At 72.4% G+C, this 17,031-nt stretch carries 14 protein-coding genes; 9 read left to right on the top strand and 5 right to left on the bottom strand.

Annotation, left to right across the window (positions count from 1 at the left end; genetic code table 11):
• The first annotated feature begins 31 nt into the window (after positions 1–31).
• The 3 genes from ABD191_RS07975 (at position 32) to ABD191_RS07965 (ending at position 3,585) form a co-directional block, all read left to right on the top strand.
• Complete coding sequence (locus ABD191_RS07975; RefSeq protein ID WP_344078512.1) at positions 32–1,477, top strand: NAD(P)/FAD-dependent oxidoreductase; 1,446 nt, start codon at positions 32–34, stop codon at positions 1,475–1,477.
• Positions 1,478–1,593: 116 nt separating this feature from the next.
• Positions 1,594–2,895, top strand: a complete 1,302-nt coding sequence (locus ABD191_RS07970) for a saccharopine dehydrogenase family protein (protein ID WP_344078510.1) — start codon at positions 1,594–1,596, stop codon at positions 2,893–2,895.
• 36 nt (positions 2,896–2,931) lie between these two features.
• Positions 2,932–3,585: a GNAT family N-acetyltransferase gene (locus ABD191_RS07965; protein WP_344078508.1), complete on the top strand. Its 654-nt coding sequence runs from the start codon at positions 2,932–2,934 to the stop codon at positions 3,583–3,585.
• A gap of 22 nt (positions 3,586–3,607) precedes the next feature.
• Here ABD191_RS07965 and ABD191_RS07960 read toward each other — a convergent pair whose 3' ends face one another.
• The 5 genes from ABD191_RS07960 to ABD191_RS07940 all read right to left on the bottom strand — a co-directional run bounded on the left by ABD191_RS07960 (position 3,608) and on the right by ABD191_RS07940 (position 9,615).
• Entirely contained in the window at positions 3,608–5,149 is a 1,542-nt protein-coding gene (locus ABD191_RS07960; RefSeq protein WP_344078506.1) for an HNH endonuclease signature motif containing protein, read from the bottom strand.
• 39 nt (positions 5,150–5,188) lie between these two features.
• Complete coding sequence (locus ABD191_RS07955) at positions 5,189–5,941, bottom strand: phosphotransferase enzyme family protein (protein WP_344078504.1); 753 nt, start codon at positions 5,939–5,941, stop codon at positions 5,189–5,191.
• Between the two features lie 29 nt (positions 5,942–5,970).
• Positions 5,971–6,708 carry an SAM-dependent methyltransferase gene (locus ABD191_RS07950; protein ID WP_344078503.1) on the bottom strand — a complete coding sequence of 246 codons (738 nt, stop codon included), beginning with the start codon at positions 6,706–6,708 and terminating at the stop codon, positions 5,971–5,973.
• 154 nt (positions 6,709–6,862) lie between these two features.
• Entirely contained in the window at positions 6,863–8,173 is a 1,311-nt protein-coding gene (gene gabT / locus ABD191_RS07945; RefSeq protein WP_344078502.1) for a 4-aminobutyrate--2-oxoglutarate transaminase, read from the bottom strand.
• A gap of 2 nt (positions 8,174–8,175) precedes the next feature.
• Positions 8,176–9,615 (bottom strand): gamma-aminobutyraldehyde dehydrogenase, encoded by a 1,440-nt coding sequence (locus ABD191_RS07940; RefSeq protein ID WP_344078500.1) that lies wholly within the window; start codon positions 9,613–9,615, stop codon positions 8,176–8,178.
• A 126-nt stretch (positions 9,616–9,741) separates the two neighbouring features.
• On the opposite strand from ABD191_RS07940, the gene ABD191_RS07935 reads away from it, so the two are divergent.
• The 6 genes from ABD191_RS07935 (at position 9,742) to manA (ending at position 16,362) form a co-directional block, all read left to right on the top strand.
• Positions 9,742–11,175 (top strand): aldehyde dehydrogenase family protein, encoded by a 1,434-nt coding sequence (locus ABD191_RS07935; RefSeq protein ID WP_344078498.1) that lies wholly within the window; start codon positions 9,742–9,744, stop codon positions 11,173–11,175.
• 79 nt (positions 11,176–11,254) lie between these two features.
• Positions 11,255–12,631 carry a phosphomannomutase/phosphoglucomutase gene (locus ABD191_RS07930; RefSeq protein WP_344078496.1) on the top strand — a complete coding sequence of 459 codons (1,377 nt, stop codon included), beginning with the start codon at positions 11,255–11,257 and terminating at the stop codon, positions 12,629–12,631.
• A 93-nt stretch (positions 12,632–12,724) separates the two neighbouring features.
• Positions 12,725–12,922 carry a Trm112 family protein gene (locus tag ABD191_RS07925; RefSeq protein WP_344078494.1) on the top strand — a complete coding sequence of 66 codons (198 nt, stop codon included), beginning with the start codon at positions 12,725–12,727 and terminating at the stop codon, positions 12,920–12,922.
• Positions 12,923–12,950: 28 nt separating this feature from the next.
• Positions 12,951–14,162, top strand: a complete 1,212-nt coding sequence (locus tag ABD191_RS07920) for an SIS domain-containing protein (RefSeq protein ID WP_344078808.1) — start codon at positions 12,951–12,953, stop codon at positions 14,160–14,162.
• Positions 14,159–15,112, top strand: coding sequence for a cation diffusion facilitator family transporter (locus tag ABD191_RS07915; protein ID WP_344078492.1), 954 nt, complete (start codon positions 14,159–14,161; stop codon positions 15,110–15,112). The genes ABD191_RS07920 and ABD191_RS07915 overlap by 4 nt, the downstream gene beginning before the upstream one ends.
• A 5-nt stretch (positions 15,113–15,117) precedes the next feature.
• Positions 15,118–16,362 (top strand): mannose-6-phosphate isomerase, class I, encoded by a 1,245-nt coding sequence (gene manA / locus ABD191_RS07910; protein WP_344078490.1) that lies wholly within the window; start codon positions 15,118–15,120, stop codon positions 16,360–16,362.
• Positions 16,363–17,031: the final 669 nt, after the last annotated feature.

Raw genomic sequence — 17,031 nt, 5'->3', positions numbered from 1 at the left:
CATGCCAGCCGATACCGTGCCAGCCGATGCCGTGCCAGCCGAATCCGTGCCAGCCGATGCCGTGCCAGCCGATGCCGTGCCAGCCGGGGCCGTGCCGGTCCCGTTCTGGTGGGACCGGCCCGGGTGCCCGTCGCCCCTGCCGGAGCTGACCGGACACGCGGAGGCCGACCTCGCCATCGTCGGTGGCGGGTACTCGGGACTGTGGACCGCGCTGCTGGCCAAGCGCGCGGACCCGGCTCTCGACGTGCTCATCCTGGAACGCGGCACGTGCGGCGAGGCGGCATCCGGCCGCAACGGCGGCTTCTGCGCGGCGAGCCTCACCCACGGTCCGGCCAACGGCCTGGATCGCTTCCCCGACGAGATCGACACCCTGGTCGCGCTCGGCCGGCGCAACCTCGACGCCATCGAGCGCACGGTCGTCGAGCTGGGCATCGACTGCGACTGGGAGCGTACGGGCGAACTCTCGGTGGCCACGGCGCCCTGGCAACTCGCCGTCCTCGACGAGGAGGCCGACCTCGCCGACCGCTTCGGGCTGCGGGCCGACCGCCTCGACGCCGCGGCGACCCGCGCGGAGCTCGACTCGCCCACCTACCTCGGCGGCGTCTGGCACCGCGACACCACCGCGATGCTCGACCCCGCCAAGCTGGTCTGGGGCCTGCGCCGGGCCTGCCTGGACGCGGGCGTCCGCATCGCCGAACAGACCGAGGTCACCGCTGTGCGCGCGGACGGCCCGGCCCTGAAACTGACCACCCCCGCAGGCACCGTCTGGGCCGGCCGGGTGGTGCTCGCGACCAACGCGTTCCCGCCGCTGCTGCGACGACTGCGGGCCTATGTGGCGCCGGTTTACGACTATGCCCTCGTCACCGAGCCCCTCACACCGGCGCAGCTCGCGTCCCTGGGCTGGCGGCATCGGCAGGGCCTGGCCGACTCGGCGAACCAGTTCCACTACTACCGCCTCACCGCCGACAACCGGATCCTCTGGGGCGGCTACGACGCCATCTACCACTACGGCAACCGCGTCGACCCGTCGCTGGAGTCGCGGGCGGCCACCTTCTCGCTGTTGGCGATCCAGTTCTTCGACACGTTCCCGCAGCTGGCTGGCCAGGTGCGGTTCTCGCACCGGTGGGGCGGCGTCATCGACACGTGCAGCCGGTTCTGCGCCTTCTTCGGCACCGCCTACGGCGGTCGCCTGGCCTACGCCGCCGGCTATACCGGCCTGGGCGTGGGCGCCACCCGCTTCGGCGCCGCGGTCGTGCTCGAACTTCTCGGCCTTCCCGCCGACCATGGCCTTGAACGCGACTCGCTCACGTCGCTGCGCTTTGTACGGAGCAAGCCGACCCCCTTCCCGCCGGAACCCGTGCGCTACCTGGGCATCCAGGCGACCCGATGGTCGCTGGCGCGCGCGGACGCCCACGAGGGCCGTCGCAACCTGTGGCTACGCACCCTCGACCGCCTCGGCCTGGGCTTCGACTCCTGAATACCGGCTCATGCATACCGACTCCTGAATACCGGCTCGTGAATACCGGCTCGTGAATACCGGCTCGTGAACAGCGACCTGATCCCCCGATTCATCCCCCTCGGTAAGGAAACAACATGCGAGTACTGCAGATCGGTGCCGGAGGCGTCGGCGCCGCGGCCGTTCGGATCGCGGCCCGACGCGCCTTCTTCGACGCGTACCACGTCAGTGATTATGATCTTGACCGCGCGGAGGGTGCGGTCGCCGCGGTGGGAGACCCCCGCTTTCGTGCCCTGCGGATCGACGCGTCGGACTCGGCCGCGGTGGCCGCGCTGTGCCGGGAGCAGCGGATCACGCACGTGCTCAACGCGGTCGACCCGCGGTTCGTGATGCCGATCTTCGAGGGCGCGTTCGCGGCCGGGGCGGACTACCTGGACATGGCGATGTCGCTGTCGCGGCCCCATCCCGAGCGGCCCTACGAGCTGCCGGGCGTGAAGCTCGGTGACGAGCAGTTCGCGGCCGCGGACGCGTGGGCGCGGGCCGGGCGGCTCGCGTTGGTGGGCATCGGCGTCGAGCCGGGCCTGTCGGACGTCTTCGCCCGGTACGCCGCCGACCACCTGTTCGCGTCGATCGACGAGATCGGCGTGCGGGACGGGGCGAACCTGACCGTGGCCGGGTACGACTTCGCGCCGTCGTTCTCCATCTGGACCACGATCGAGGAGTGCCTCAACCCGCCGGTGATCTGGGAGAAGGAGCGCGGCTGGTACACCACCGAGCCGTTTTCCGAGCCGGAGGTCTTCGACTTTCCCGAGGGGATCGGCCCGGTCGAGTGCGTCAACGTGGAGCACGAGGAGGTCCTGCTCATCCCGCGTTGGGTGAAGGCCGGCCGGGTAACGTTCAAGTACGGCCTCGGCAACGAATTCATCGAAGTGCTTCGTACGCTGCACAAGCTCGGCCTGGACGCGACCACGCCGGTGTCGGTGCCAGTCTCGGGGCCGGTGTCGGGGCCAGTCTCGGGTCCCGTGGCCGGCCTGACCGGCCGTGTCGAGGTCAGCCCGCGTGACGTCGTGGCCGCGTGCCTGCCCGACCCGGCCGGACTGGGCGACCGGATGACCGGCAAGACCTGCGCGGGCACGTGGGTGCGGGGCGTTGGCGCTGAAGGTACGCCGTTCGCCGGCCGTCCCCGCGAGACGTACCTCTATCACGTCGTCGACAACGGGTGGTCTATGCGGGAGTACGGCTCGCAGGCCGTCGTCTGGCAGACCGCCATCAACCCGGTGGTGGCGCTGGAGCTGCTGGCGACCGGCCGGTGGGGCGGCCCGGATGGCCCTCAGGCCGGAGTGCTGGGTCCGGAGGCCTTCGACCCGGTTCCCTTCCTGGACCTGTTGACGGAGTACGGCTCCCCGTGGGGCATCCGCGACACTCCAACGTCCGTGTGACCGCAGGTGGAACCGTAAGGCTGGCATTCTGGTCGTGTGCCAGTAATCCGCCCGTACCGACCCACCGACGATCCCGGCCTCATCAACGTGTGCATCCGCACCGGTGCGGCCGGCGAGGACGCGACTGACCGCTACGCCGACCCGAGCGTGCTGCCGGCGATCTTCGCCCTGCCCTATGCCCACCTGGAGCCGGCTCGGGCCTTTGTCGTTGAGGACCCGGGCGGCACCGACGAGCCGGCCGGTGTCGTCGGTTACGTGCTGGGTACGGCGGACACGGCCACGTTCGCGCGCCGGTTCCGCGAGGAGTGGTTGCCGCTGGTCGCCGACAGGTACCCGCTGGCTGACGGTGGCCGAGCGGACGGTGGCCGAGCGGACGGTGAGCCGCCCACGCCGGACCAGGGGATGGCGGACAGTCTGCGTCATCCTGAGCGGATGGTCGTGCCGGCGTTGGCCGCCTGGCCCGCTCACCTGCACATCGACATCCTCCCCGCCTACCAGCGCCGCGGCCTCGGCCGCCAGCTGATCGAGTCGTTCGTCGGAGCCCTCAGCGAGGTGGGGGTCCGCGCCGTCCACCTGGGCGTGGCGACCGCCAACGTGAAGGCGCGCGCGTTCTACGACCGGGTCGGCTTCGAGGTCCTCGACGTCCCGGGCGTACCCGAGGGCAGTACCTACCTCGGTATGAAGTTCTAGCCCTCCGCCGAGGGCCGGCCGGTCAGGGCGCCCGGATCCGGTAGCGGGTGTTGCGCATCGGCCGCTGCTCCGGGTCGATCCACGGCGGCGGGATGAACTCGGGCAGGCCGTCCTTGCTCAGGCGCACCCGCCAGCCGTCCGGCTCGTGCAGGAGCCGGTGATGGACCCGGCACACGAGCACGCCGTTGCCGACGTCCGTGGGCCCGCCGTCGAGCCACGACAGCATGTGGTGCGCCTCGGTCCAGGCGGCTTCGCGGTCGCAGCCGGGAAAGGCGCAGCCCTGGTCCCTGATGGCAAGGGCCCGCCGCGCCGGCCCGGAGAACAGGCGCCGTGCGCGGCCGACGTCGAGGACCTGTCCCTCGCCGGACAGCACGGCAGGCAGGATGGCCGCGTCGCACGCCAGCCGGCGCACCGTGGCCGCGCTGAGCGCCTCGCCGTGGTCGGTGTGCCCGACGCCGAGCGTGCGGGTCAGTGCGTCGAAGCTCGTGGTGACCACGAGCTGGGTCGGCTGGCCACCGCGGGCCGGCAGCCCACCGCGGGCTGGCGGGCCACCGCGGGCTGGCGGGCCACTGCGGGCTGGCGGGCCACTGCGGGCTGGCAGGCCACTGCGGGCTGGCAGGCCACTGCGGGCTGGCAGGTCGCTGTGGCCCATGACCTTGTGACAGACCTCAACCAGGGCGTCGGCGCGCCGCTGACCGGCCGTGCGTCCGTCGCCCACCCCGCGCGGGGCCGACAGCGGATCCAGCGCGGTGCGCAGGATCGTCGCGCCCTCGCGGTCGAGGTAACCCCGGATGACCGTGCCACCGAGCGCGTCGTCCTGCAGATCGAGCCGCCGTGCCCGGCGGGCCCGCGCTTCGGCCTGTTCCAGTGCGCGGCGCTCAGTTTCGTCGGCGATGTCCGGGGCGATCACCGTCAGCGCATGCCGCCCGGCGATGCGCAACTCGCGCGGACCCAGCGCCTCCGCGTGCGAGAGGAGCAGCCCTTCGATCCGCGCCACAAGGTGCCCGCCCACGGTGGTCACGGGAGCCACGACGACAGGACGGGGCGTCTGCGCGTCAGCAGCCCTCCCGTCAGGATCATGCCCGCCGTCAGGGTGCGGCGTGGCGTCAGGGTGCGGCGTGGCGTCAGGGTCCGGCGTGGCGTCAGGGTGCGGCGTGGCGTCAGGGTCCGGCCCCGCGTCGAGCGCGTCGTGGGGAACCGCGTCGAGAGCGTCGACGATCGTGCGGGCCTGTTCTGCGTTGATCTCGCCGGTGAGCAGGCGGTCGCGTGTGGCCGGGTAGCGGCGTAGCGCCCGGGCGAGCCGCACCATCGAACCTGCCGATCCGCCTGAGACATGCCAGCGCCAGCGCAGCCAGGCCACTGTGGAGGTCGCCCCCGCCTCCCGTGCCAGGCCACGCTCGTCGAGCTCGCCCAGCAGGCCCAGCTTGAGGCCAGCCACCCGCTGCTCCAACACGTGCAGCGCCGCGCAGTCGGCCAGCAGCTGCGTGTCGACTCGCGCCCAGGCCGGCTGCGCGGCCAGGCGCGTCAACGCGCCGGCGATGGTGGACAGCTCCCCCGTGAGCATGGCCCCACATTAGTACACCCGTACGAAGATCAGAAGTCGTCAATCGAGCAGAGCGGCGGTCCAGACCGCCAGGTGCTCCTCGATGTAGTCCGCCGCCGGGCCCCAGTGATCGCCGTGGCCCTCGGCGTACAGCCGGGCCCACGGCTGGGCGCCCGTCAGCGACGACGTATGGAGCAGGTCGTACATGGCGCGGGTGCGGGCGACGATCAGCGGCGGCAGGGCGCGGCGCTGCGCCTCGTCCAGGCCGTACCCGTCGGCCAGGGCGCGCAGGCGCGGCGCGTCCACGGACGGTGAACCGCCGGGGGAGAGCGGCGTGAACCCGTGGGCCGCGTACGCCAGGTCGGACAGTCGGGTGCCCGGGCCCGCGCCGTCCCAGTCGATGAAGACCCAGCGCCCGTCCCCGCGCACCAGGTTCCAGGGGGCCAGGTCGTTGTGGCAGATCAGCTCCGCGCCCTCGGGCTCGAAGACCAGGTCCCACCGCAGGCCGGCCGGCGGGCGGAACGTCACGACAGCGTCGTGGTAGTCCCGGATCAGCCCGCCGGCCCGCCGCAGTTCGGCCGGTGTCATGGGCGGCAACGCGTCCGCCATGCTCCCCGGCACGTACTCGATGATGTGTCGTTGTTTCTCGTCGCGACCCAGGGTGCGCGGCGCGCCGGCGAAGCCGACCGCCGCGAGATGGCGCAGCAGGGCCTCGATGGCCGGGGTCGCGGTCGTTGCCGGCTTGCGCACGGTCGCACCGACGCGCACCACCGACTCCGCCACGTTGCCGCCGACCAACGGGACCTCGTCCACGCCGTCTCCACCTCTTCTCGTACGGGTGGCTAGCGCTGCTTCAGCGCGAAGACGCCCCAGCCGAGGTACTCACGCCCGTAGCGGACGTAGCGCACCGGGGCTGTGGTGAGCTCCTCGCGCAGTTGCGCGGCCAGTTCATGCTCCGGGTTGGCGTCGAGCCAGGTCCGGATGTTGAACCATTGGGACGCGCTGTAACGGTCCCAGCTGTCCTGATCGGCCAGCACCATCTCGACGAGGTCCCAGCCCAGCTCGCCGAAGAGGCGGACAAGGTCCGGCAGGGACCGGAAGTCCTCCTTGCTCGACGCCCAGCAGCCGTGGACGGTCTCCAGGTCGGGCGGGTCGAGCCGCCAGAAGGGCTCGCCGATCAGCAGCAGGCCGTCCGGGCGGACGCTGCGTCGCAGCAATTCCACCGTGCCGGCGACACCGTCGCCGATCCAGGTCGCGCCGATGCACGCGGCCACGTCGACGGGCGTGTCGGCCACGAAGCCGACCGCGTTGGCCTCGATGAACGTGAGCCGGTCGGCGACACCGAGCTGCGCGGCCCGGGCGGACGCGGCCTGCGTGTTGACGGGGTTGACGTCAACGCCGACGCCGGCCGTGCCGTGGTCGCGGGCCCAGGTGCAGAGCAGCTCGCCCTTGCCGCAGGCGAGGTCGAGGATGGTCTGCCCGGCACGCAGGTGCAGGGCGTCGCCGAGCGTCGCGAGCTTCTCGGGGGTGAACGGGTTGAGGATCCGCTGGCTAGTCTCGCGGATCGTGAACGTACGCATGTCCAATGCAGGGCTTCCTGACGTGTGAGGGTTGGTGGTTCGACAGCGGCTGGACCCGGCCGGAGACCCTCACACAAATCACCTCATCAGACGTGGAACTGTTCGCACAGAATAGTGGCATGACAGGTCCGCGCTGCGCGGCCCCTGCTGGCGGCTAGTTCCCGGCCACCTCCCCGAACGCCGCGTCGAGGATGTCCAGGCCGGCGTTGAGCTGGGCGTCCGTGATGACCAGGGGCGGCAGGAAGCGGAGCACGTTGCCGTAGGTGCCGCACGTCAGCACCAGCAGGCCCGCCTCGTGGCAGGCGCGTGCCACGGCTGCCGCCACCTCGGGGTTGGGCGGTGGGCCCGTGCGGGCGGCGCTTTCTGTCGTACCCCCGTGGGTCAATTCCATCGCGAGCATGGCGCCGCGGCCGCGGACATCGGCCACGACGGCATGGCGGCTCGCGAGCGCGTGAAGGCGGGGGAGCATGACGGATTCGATGTGGCGGGCGGCGGCGTTGAGGTCCTCGGCGCGCATGGTCTCGATCGCGGCGAGGGCGGCCGCGCAGGCCACGGGGTTGCCTCCGTAGGTGCCGCCCAGGCCGCCGGGGTGCACGGCGTCCATGATCTCGGCGCGGCCGGTGACGCCGGCCAGGGGCAGGCCGCCGGCCAGGCCCTTGGCCGTCGTGACCAGGTCGGGCACGACCGACTCGTGGGAGGAGGCGAACCAGGAGCCCGTTCGGCAGAAGCCTGTCTGGATCTCGTCGGCGATGAGGACCGCGCCGGCCTGCGTGGCCCATTCGCGCAGGGCGGGCAGGAAGCCGGGCGCGGGCACGACGAAGCCGCCCTCGCCCTGGATGGGCTCGATGAGCACGGCGGCGACGTTCGACGCGCCCACCTGCTTCTCGATGAGGTCGATGGCGCGGGCCGCCGCGACGTCGCCGGGCAGGCCGCCGTCGCGCAGCGGGTAGGACATCGGCACGCGGTAGATCTCGCCGGCGAACGGGCCGAAGCGGTGCTTGTACGGCATGTTCTTGGCGGTCAGGGCCATCGTGAGGTTCGTGCGGCCGTGGTAGGCGTGGTCGAACACCACGACGGCCGGGCGGCCCGTGTGGTGGCGCGCGATCTTCACGGCGTTCTCGACGGCCTCGGCGCCCGAGTTGAACAGGGCCGAGCGCTTGTCGTGCTCGCCGGGCGTCAGCTCGTTGAGCTGCTCGCAGACGGCCACATACGACTCGTACGGGGAGATCATGAAGCAGGTGTGGGTGAAGCGCTCCACCTGCGCCTTGACCGCCTCGACCACGCGCGGGGCGGCGTTGCCGACGCTGGTCACCGCGATGCCGGAGCCGAAGTCGATCCACTCGCGGCCCTCGACGTCCGTGAGGGTCGCGCCGCCGGCGTGGTCCACGTACGACGGCAGCAGGCTGGAGACGCCGCGCGACACGGCGGCCGCGCGGCGCTTACCCAACTCCTCGGACCGGGCCATGGTCACGCCTCGCCCATGAAGTGCATGACGTGCTTGACCCGGGTGTAGTCCTCGAGGCTGTAGAGCGACAGGTCCTTGCCGTGGCCGGAGTGCTTGAAGCCGCCGTGCGGCATCTCGGAGATGAACGGGATGTGCGTGTTCACCCAGACGCAGCCGAAGTCGAGCTTCGTGGTCATCCGCATGGCCCGACCGTGGTCGCGGGTCCAGACGGAGGCGGCCAGGCCGTACTCGACGCCGTTGGCCCAGCGGACCGCCTCGTCCTCGTCGGTGAACCGTTGCAGGGTGATGACCGGGCCGAAGACCTCGTCCTGGATGATCTCGTCGTCCTGGCGGACGCCCGTGACCACCGTGGGCGTGTAGAAGTAGCCGCGCTCGCCCTGGCGCGAGCCGCCCGCCAGCAGGCTCGCGTGGTCGGGCAGCCGGTCGATGAAGCCGGTCACCCGGGCGAGCTGGTTGGCGTTGTTCAGCGGGCCGTAGAGGATGTCCTCCTCGGTGGGCGCCCCGGTCTTCGTGTTGCGGGCCTGCTCGGCCAGGGCGGCGGCGAACTCGTCGTAGATGCCGGGGCCGACCAGCACCCGGGTCGCGGCCGTGCAGTCCTGGCCCGCGTTGAAGTAGCCGCCGATGGCGATCGACTCGGCGGCCGCCGCGATGTCGGCGTCGTCGAAGATGACGACCGGGGCCTTGCCGCCCAGCTCGAGGTGGGTGCGCTTGAGGTCCGGCGCGGCGGCGGCGGCCACCTCGCGGCCCGCCCGGGTCGAGCCGGTGATCGACACGATCTGCGGGGTCGGGTGCGACACGACGGCGCGGCCGGTGTCCCGGTCGCCGGTGACGACGTTGAACACGCCCGGCGGCAGGAACTCGGCGGCGATCTCGGCGAGCAGCAGCGTCGACAGCGGGGTGGTGTCCGAGGGCTTCAGGACGACCGTGTTGCCGGCGGCGAGCGCTGGGGCGATCTTCCAGATGGCCATCATGAGCGGGTAGTTCCACGGGGTGACCTGGCCCGCGACGCCGATCGGCTCGCGGCGCACGTACGACTCGTGGCCGGCCAGGTAGGTGCCGGCCGCCTTGCCCTCCAGCATGCGGGCCGCGCCGGCGAAGAAGCGCAGCTCGTCCACGCACGGCGGGATCTCCTCGTCGGCGGTGAGCTGGCGGGGCTTGCCGGTGTTGAGGCATTCGGCGTCCAGCAGGTCCTCGGCCCGCGCCTCGACGGCGTCGGCCAGCTTCAGCAGCGCCAGCTGGCGTTCCTTCGGCGTCGTGCGGCCCCACGAGGCGAACGCCGTCGCTGCGGCGTCCATCGCCCGGTCCACGTCGGCGGCGCCGGAGACCGGGGCCGCGGCGAACACCTCGCCGGTGGACGGGTCGATCAGGTCGGCGTAGCCGCCGTCGGCCGGCTCGGCGTACTCGCCGTTGATGAAGTTCCGCAGGATCCGCTTGTCCGCCATCTTCAGACTCCCGTAATCGCAATTTGCTCGCCATCTTCGCAACCGAATCCGCAGCAGACAAGGTAAGCGGCGACTGTTTCCGTGTCATGAGGCCTCGGTCTAGGCTGCGGGGAGGAGGTGGCGTCGATGATCCCGTTCTGGGTGGCAGGCAAGGCGCGGACCGGTGCGGACGAGTTGGTCGTGACGCACCCCTACGACGGCCGGGTCGTCGGTACCACCTCGTGGGCCACGCCGGAGCAGGTGGAGACCGCCGTGGCGGCTGCCGCCGAGGTGGCCGAGGAGGCCGCCGCGCTGCCCGCGTACGTGCGGGCCGCGGCGCTCGACCACGTGTCGGCAACGCTCGCCGAGCGCGCGGACGAGGTCGCCCGGCTCATCACCGCCGAGAACGGCAAGCCGCTCAAGTGGGCGCGCGCCGAGGTCGGGCGCGCCGTGTCCACGTTCCGCTGGGCGGCCGAGGAGGCCCGCCGGTTCAGCGGCGAGCTGCAGCGCCTCGACACCGACCCGGCCGCGGCCGGCCGGCTGGCCCTGGTCAAGCGCGTCCCGCGGGGGCCCGTGCTCGGCATCAGCCCGTTCAACTTCCCGCTCAATCTCGTGGCCCACAAGGTCGCCCCCGCGCTCGCGGTCGGCGCCCCCATCGTGGTCAAGCCCGCGCCGGCCACGCCGCTGTCCGCCCTCCTGCTGGGCGAGATCCTGGCCGGCACGCAGCTGCCCGCCGGCATGGTCTCCGTGCTGCCGGTGCCCAACGAGCGCGCGGGCGACCTGGTCGCCGACCCGCGACTGCCGGTCGTGTCGTTCACCGGTTCCGGCCCGGTCGGCGCGCGGATCCGCGCCGCCGTCCCGCACAAGCACGTCACGCTGGAGCTCGGCGGCAACGCCGCCGCGCTGGTGTGCGCCGACTGGGCCACCGACGAGGACCTGGACTGGGCGGCCACCCGCATCGCCACCTTCTCCAACTACCAGGCAGGGCAGAGCTGCATCGCCGTCCAGCGCGTCATCGCCCACCGCGACGTGTTCGATCGGCTGCGCGAGCGCGTCATCGCCAGGGTCGAGGCCCTGCGCACGGGCGACCCGGCCGACGAGGCCACGGATGTCGGGCCCCTGGTCAGCGAGGACGCGGCCAAGCGGGTGGAGGCGTGGGTCAGCGAGGCGCTCGCCGCCGGCGGCACTGTCCACACCGGGGGCGTACGCGACGGGGCGAGCTACGCGCCCACCGTCCTGACAGGCGTACCGGCCGACGCGAGGGTGTGCGCCGAGGAGGTCTTCGGGCCGGTGCTGGTGATGGCCCCGGTGGAGTCCGACCGGGCCGGCTTCGCGGCCGTCAACGACTCCGCGTACGGGCTGCAGGCCGGGGTGTTCACGCACAGCCTGCAGACCGCGTTCGCGGCGCACCGGGCGCTGCGGGTCGGCGGAGTGATCATCGGGGACGTACCGAGCTACCGCGCCGACCAGATGCCGTACGGCGGCACGAAGGGTTCCGGGGAGGGTCGCGAAGGGCTGCGCTCAGCCATGGACGACTACACCGAGCCGCGGGTGATGGTACTCACAAATATCGATATCTAGCGCGAAACGTGGTGCGCGCTCGGCGGTAACCGGGCCTCGTTACGCTGTGCCTGACGAACTAGTTCAAGGGAGCGGGCCCGTGGCTGACCTTTCGGCGATCGTGAAAGCGTACGACGTGCGGGGCACCGTCCCCGACCAGCTCAACGAGGACGTGGCCCGCGCCGTGGGCGCCGCCTTCGTGCAGACGCTGGCCGCCGGCGGCGAGGCCGTCGACACGATCGTCATCGCGCACGACATGCGCGCCTCGTCGCCGGGCCTGGCCGCCGCGTTCAGCGAGGGCGCGCGGGGCGAGGGCGCCAACGTGATCATGGCGGGCCTCGGCTCGACCGACCTGCTCTACTTCGCCTCCGGCAGCCTCAACCTGCCCGGCGCGATGTTCACGGCGAGCCACAACCCGGCCAAGTACAACGGCATCAAGATGTGCCGGGCCGGCGCCAAGCCGATCGGCCAGGACACCGGCCTCGCCGAGATCCGCGACCGGGCCCAGGCGATCGTCGACAACGGCTGGTCGCCCACCGCGCAGGGGTCCGAGGAGACCCGCGACCTGCTCGTCGAGTACGCCGCACACCTGCGCACGCTGGTCGACCTGAGCGGCATCCGGCCGCTGTCGGTCGTCGTCGACGCCGGCAACGGCATGGGCGGCTACACCGTGCCGGCCGTCCTGGGCGACCAGGCGCTGCCCGCCCTGCCGCTGACGATCATCCCGATGTACTTCGAGCTGGACGGCGACTTCCCCAACCACGAGGCCAACCCGCTGGCCCCGGAGAACATCGTCGACCTGCAGAAGGCGGTCGTCGCGCACGGGGCGGACATCGGCCTGGCCTTCGACGGCGACGCCGACCGCTGCTTCGTGGTCGACGCGGACGGCAACCCGGTGCCGCCGAGCGCGATCACCGCGCTGGTCGCGACCCGGGAGCTGGCCAAGCACCCCGGCTCGGCGATCATCCACAACCTGATCACCTCCAGGGCAGTGCCGGAGATCGTCGCCGAGAACGGCGGCACGCCCGTGCGTACCCGGGTCGGGCACTCGTTCATCAAGGCCGAGATGGCCGAGACGGGGGCCGTTTTCGGTGGTGAGCACTCCGCGCACTACTACTTCCGTGACTTCTGGGGCGCCGACACCGGCATGCTGGCCGCCATGCACGTGCTCGCGGCCCTCGGCGAGCAGGACCGACCGCTGTCGGAGCTGGCGGCCGAGTTCACCCGGTACGCGGCCTCGGGCGAGATCAACTCGACCGTGGACGACCAGCAGGGCCGGCTGGACGCCGTGCGCGCGGCGTTCCCGGACGCCGAGCTCGACGAGCTGGACGGCCTGACGCTCAGCTTCCCGGACGGTTCGTGGGCCAACCTGCGCGCCTCCAACACAGAGCCGCTGCTGCGCCTCAACGTCGAGGCCCCCACGGAGCAGCGCATGGCCGAGGTCCGCGACGCCATCCTCGGTGTGGTTCGCGCCTGACGGGGGCATATCGCATACGTGCGACGGGCGGGCTGGAAGGTGGCGGCTAAGCTGCCTTCCAGCCCGCCGGTTCGACCGTGGAAGGAGCTTCCGGTGCCGTTGGACCCGCAGCTACTGGAGATCCTCGCCTGCCCGGACACGCATCACGCGCCGCTGCGCCACGACCCGGCCGAGCAGACGCTGACCTGTACGGAGTGCGGCCGGGTGTTCGAGATCCGTGACGACATCCCGGTGCTGCTGCTCGACGAGGCGCGTCCCGGCACGGGTCCGAGCGCCGGAGAGAGCGCATGAGCGAACCGGAGGTGGCGGCATGATGCCGATGGACGGCATGACGCCGTTGGAGGGACAGGCCGGGCTGCGCGGACACCGCCAGCTCGACGAGGCGCTGCTCGACAACGCGGCCGCGCTGGCCAACGCCGACCAGCAGGGCATGCTGCGGGCGCTGGCGTCCGCGGGCGCCCAGGTCCGCGAGTCGGCCGCGCTCGCCGCCGAGGCCAACCTCGCCCAGATCGCCGACGACGGCCGGCCGCGCGCCGTCGTGGTCGCCGGCGTCGGCACGGCGGCCCGGGCCGGTGACATCCTCGCCACCGTGGCCGGGTCGCGCTCCCAGGTCCCCGTGATGGCGCACCGCAGCGCGGGCGTGCCCGGCTGGGTCGGCGCCGCCGACGCGGTGATCGCCGTCTCCGCGAGCGGTCGCAGCCCCGAGGCGCTCGCCGCCGCCGAGGCGGCCGCCCGCCGGGGCGCCCGGCTCGTGGCCATCGGCGCGCCGAACTCCGAACTGCAGGCCCTGGCCGAGCGTGCCCGTGCCCCGTTCGTGCCCGTGCCCCGGCGCGCCCCGGCGCGCGCCAGCCTCTGGGCGGTGACCGTGCCCGTGCTGCTGGCCGCCCGTACGCTCGGGTTGGTCAGAGTGGCCGAGGCGGACCTGGCGGAAACCGCGGCCCGGCTCGACGCGGACGCCGAGCGGTGCCGGCCGACGGCCGACTCGTTCGTCAACCCGGCCAAGGAGATGGCGATCGCTTTGGGCAACTCCATCCCGATCGTGTGGGGCTCCTCGCCGCTGGCGACCGTCGCGGCCCGGCGGGTCGGCGACATGTTGTCCGCCAACGCGCGCTACCCGGTCGTGTCCGGTTCGCTCGGCGAGGCCGGCCGCGGGCGGGTGGGCCTGCTCGACGGGGTGTACGGCGGGCTGGCCGAGGGGGAGCGCGACATCTTCGCCGACCCGGATGAGCAGTCCGACCAGGTGCGCCTGCGGGTCCTGCTGCTGCGCGACGGCGGCCTGGCCGACGAGGACGCGGCCGAGGACGAGCCCAGCGCGGTCGAGGAGCGGCGCGCCGACGCGGTCGAGGCGCTCGCGCTGCGCCGCGGCGTGCGCTGCGACACCCTGCGCGGGGAGGGGGCCTCGCCGCTGGAGCGGCTGGCCTCGCTCATCGCCGTACCCGACTTCGCCTCCGTCTACCTGGCGTTGGCGCATGGACTTGACCCGACCGCGGTGCCCGCGGTGACCGAGATGAAGGAGTTCACCCAGACATGAGCGCAGGTGGCGGCACGAAGGCGATCATCGCGGCATTGCTCGCGAACCTGGGGATCGCCATCACCAAGTTCCTCGCCTTCCTCCTCACCGCCTCGTCGTCGATGCTCGCGGAGTCGATCCACTCCGTCGCGGACTCGGGCAACCAGGCGCTGCTGCTGCTCGGCGGCAAGCGGGCCAAGCGCCACGCCACCCCCCAACACCCCTTCGGGTACGGGCGGGAGCGCTACCTGTACGCGTTCATCGTCTCGATCGTGCTGTTCAGCGTCGGCGGCCTGTTCGCGCTGTACGAGGGCATCCACAAGATCCAGGAGCGGCACCCGATCGACAAGTGGCAGTGGGTGCCCGTCACCGTGCTGGTCATCGCGATCATCCTGGAGTCGTTCTCGCTCCGCACCGCCATCATGGAGAGCAACCACGTGCGCGGCAACACCTCGTGGGTGAAGTTCGTGCGCCACTCCCGGGCGCCCGAGCTGCCGGTCGTGCTGCTGGAGGACATCGGCGCCCTGCTCGGTCTCGTCTTCGCGCTGTTCGGCGTCGGCCTGACGCTGATCACGGGCGACGGCCTGTGGGACGGCATCGGCACGATCATGATCGGTGTGCTGCTCGTCGCGATCGCCGTGATCCTGGCCGTCGAGACCAAGAGCCTGCTCATCGGCGAGTCGGCGACCGCCGAGCACGTGGACGCGATCGCCAAGGCGATCACCGCGGGTCCCGAGGCCGAGCGGATCATCCACATGAAGACGCTGCACATCGGCCCGGAGGAGCTGCTCGTCGCCGCGAAGATCGCCGTACACCACGACGACTCCGCCGACACCATCGCCCACGGCATCGACACGATCGAGAAGCGCATCCGCGAGGCGGTGCCGATCGCCCGCGTCATCTACCTTGAGCCGGACCTGTTCAGCGCGGCCCGCGCCGCCGCCGACCCCACGCCCAAACCCGTGGAATGAACCGGATGCACCTGCTGCGGACCTCCATCCGGCCGTACGCGTGGGGCTCCCGGACGGTCATCGCCGAGCTGCAAGGGCGGCCGTCCCCGGCCGAGGGCCCCGAGGCGGAACTGTGGGTCGGGGCGCATCCCAGCGCCCCGTCCCGGTTACCGGCCCCGGATGCCTCCGCGGCGGAGGTGGCGCTCGACGAGGCGATCCGGGCGGACCCGGCCGGCCTGCTCGGCGCCCCGGTCGTCGCCCGGTTCGGGGCGCGGTTGCCGTACCTGCTGAAGTTCCTCGCCGCGGAGCGGCCGCTGTCGCTCCAGGTGCACCCCGATCCGGCGCAGGCGGCGGCCGGGTACGCGGCCGAGGAGGCCGCCGGGATCCCGCTCGGCGCCCCCCAGCGCAACTACCCGGACGCCTCCCACAAGCCCGAGCTGCTCGTTGCGGTGACCGAGTTCGAGGCACTGTGCGGGTTCCGGCCGTCAGCCGAGGCCGCGCAGGTGCTGGGTGCCTTCAACGTGCCGCAGCTGCGGCCCGTCGTCGACGCGCTCGCCGGCCCGGGGGACGAGGCCTCGGCGCTGCGGACGGCCGTACACCTGCTGATGGACTGGCCCGTCGCGGAGCGCGCCGGGCTGGTCAGCGCGGTGGCCGGTGCGGCTGCCGGGGCGGCGGCCGGTGCGGTGGCCGGTGGCCGGGCCAGCTGGGGCGACCGGCCGGCCGGCGGCCGCGTGGCCGCGGCGTTCGGGCTCGCGGCGCGGCTCGCTGAGGGGTACCCGGCAGACGTGGGCGTCATCGTGGCCCTGCTGCTCAACCACGTCCGGCTGCGCCCGGGCGAGGCGGTGTGGATGCCGGCCGGGAACCTGCACGCGTACGTGCGCGGCGCCGGCATCGAGGTCATGGCCGCCAGTGACAACGTCCTGCGCGGCGGGCTCACGGCCAAGCACGTGGACGTACCCGAGCTGCTTCGGGTCCTGCGCTTCGAAGCCCTGCGCGACCCGATCATGCGGCCGGTGAAGGTGGACGACCAGGTCACGACCTGGTCGACGCCGGCGGAGGAGTTCCGCCTGTTCAGTGCCGAGGTCGCGGGCCGGGTGACGCTGCCGGACGACGGGCCCCGGTCGATCATCTGCACGCGGGGGCGGGTCACGCTCACCGCCCGTGACGAGCGGCTGGACCTGCTCGCCGGACAGGCGGCCTTTGTGCCAGCCGGGCTGCCGGCGGTGGCGGCCACGGGCACCGCGACGCTCTTTCAGGCCGGCACCCCGTAGCGACATTCGCGTGCGCATGGCGCCGCCGCGGGTGCGCGGCGTTGGGCGCGCGCGTTGGGGTAGTGGCGCCGGGTGCGCGGTGTTGGGTGCGCAGTCTTGGGCGCACGCCTTGGGTGAGCCGCGCCGGGTGCGCGGCGTTGGGTGCGCGGCCTTGGGGGAGCGGCGCCGCGTGCGCGGTGTTCGGCGAGCGGCACCGGTTTGGCGTCGGGTGCACGGCGCCGGGATTGCCGCGCCGGCCTCGTGGCTTGGTCGCGGTTGGTCGCGAGCTGGGGCGCACCGTGAATGCGTCATGCGGGCCTGATCAGTTCATGCAAAAGGATCTTGGGCGCGAAACCTACCTATGAGTGGGCTTTGGCCCCAAGATCGCCGTGCGCCGTGCGCCGTGCGCCGTGCGCCGTGCGCCGTGCGCCGTGCGCCGTGCGTCGTGCGCCGTGCGTCGTGCGCCGTGCGTCGTGCGCCGTGCGCCGGTTGGGCTGCCTATTGGTGCTGTTTCGGGTTCGCGGGCGACGGGTTAGATGATCTCTGGCGGTGGCGCCTGGTGAGGGGCGCTGGGCTGCGGGAATGGGACGATCATGTCGAATGTAGGGCGTTTATTCCTGGTATGGAATGATTTTTGGAGTTTTGCTTGACACTAGGACAGCGCAGTGTGAGGCTATGACCACGCAGCGT

Source organism: Luedemannella helvata (assembly GCF_039528415.1).
GTDB classification, from domain to species: domain Bacteria; phylum Actinomycetota; class Actinomycetes; order Mycobacteriales; family Micromonosporaceae; genus Luedemannella; species Luedemannella helvata.
Note: the sequence above shows the minus strand (reverse complement) of the source record. Positions and strands in the feature narration are given on the sequence as shown.

Bases quoted from the DNA above. Each gene is read 5' to 3' on its own strand.
- ABD191_RS07970 (WP_344078510.1), top strand. From the start codon at position 1,594: ATGCGAGTACTGCAGATCGGTGCCGGAGGCGTCGGCGCCGCGGCCGTT.
- ABD191_RS07960 (WP_344078506.1), bottom strand. From the start codon at position 5,149: ATGCTCACGGGGGAGCTGTCCACCATCGCCGGCGCGTTGACGCGCCTG.
- ABD191_RS07950 (WP_344078503.1), bottom strand. From the start codon at position 6,708: ATGCGTACGTTCACGATCCGCGAGACTAGCCAGCGGATCCTCAACCCG.
- gabT (WP_344078502.1), bottom strand. From the start codon at position 8,173: ATGGCCCGGTCCGAGGAGTTGGGTAAGCGCCGCGCGGCCGCCGTGTCG.
- ABD191_RS07940 (WP_344078500.1), bottom strand. From the start codon at position 9,615: ATGGCGGACAAGCGGATCCTGCGGAACTTCATCAACGGCGAGTACGCC.
- ABD191_RS07935 (WP_344078498.1), top strand. From the start codon at position 9,742: ATGATCCCGTTCTGGGTGGCAGGCAAGGCGCGGACCGGTGCGGACGAG.
- ABD191_RS07920 (WP_344078808.1), top strand. From the start codon at position 12,951: ATGGACGGCATGACGCCGTTGGAGGGACAGGCCGGGCTGCGCGGACAC.
- ABD191_RS07915 (WP_344078492.1), top strand. From the start codon at position 14,159: ATGAGCGCAGGTGGCGGCACGAAGGCGATCATCGCGGCATTGCTCGCG.
- manA (WP_344078490.1), top strand. From the start codon at position 15,118: ATGCACCTGCTGCGGACCTCCATCCGGCCGTACGCGTGGGGCTCCCGG.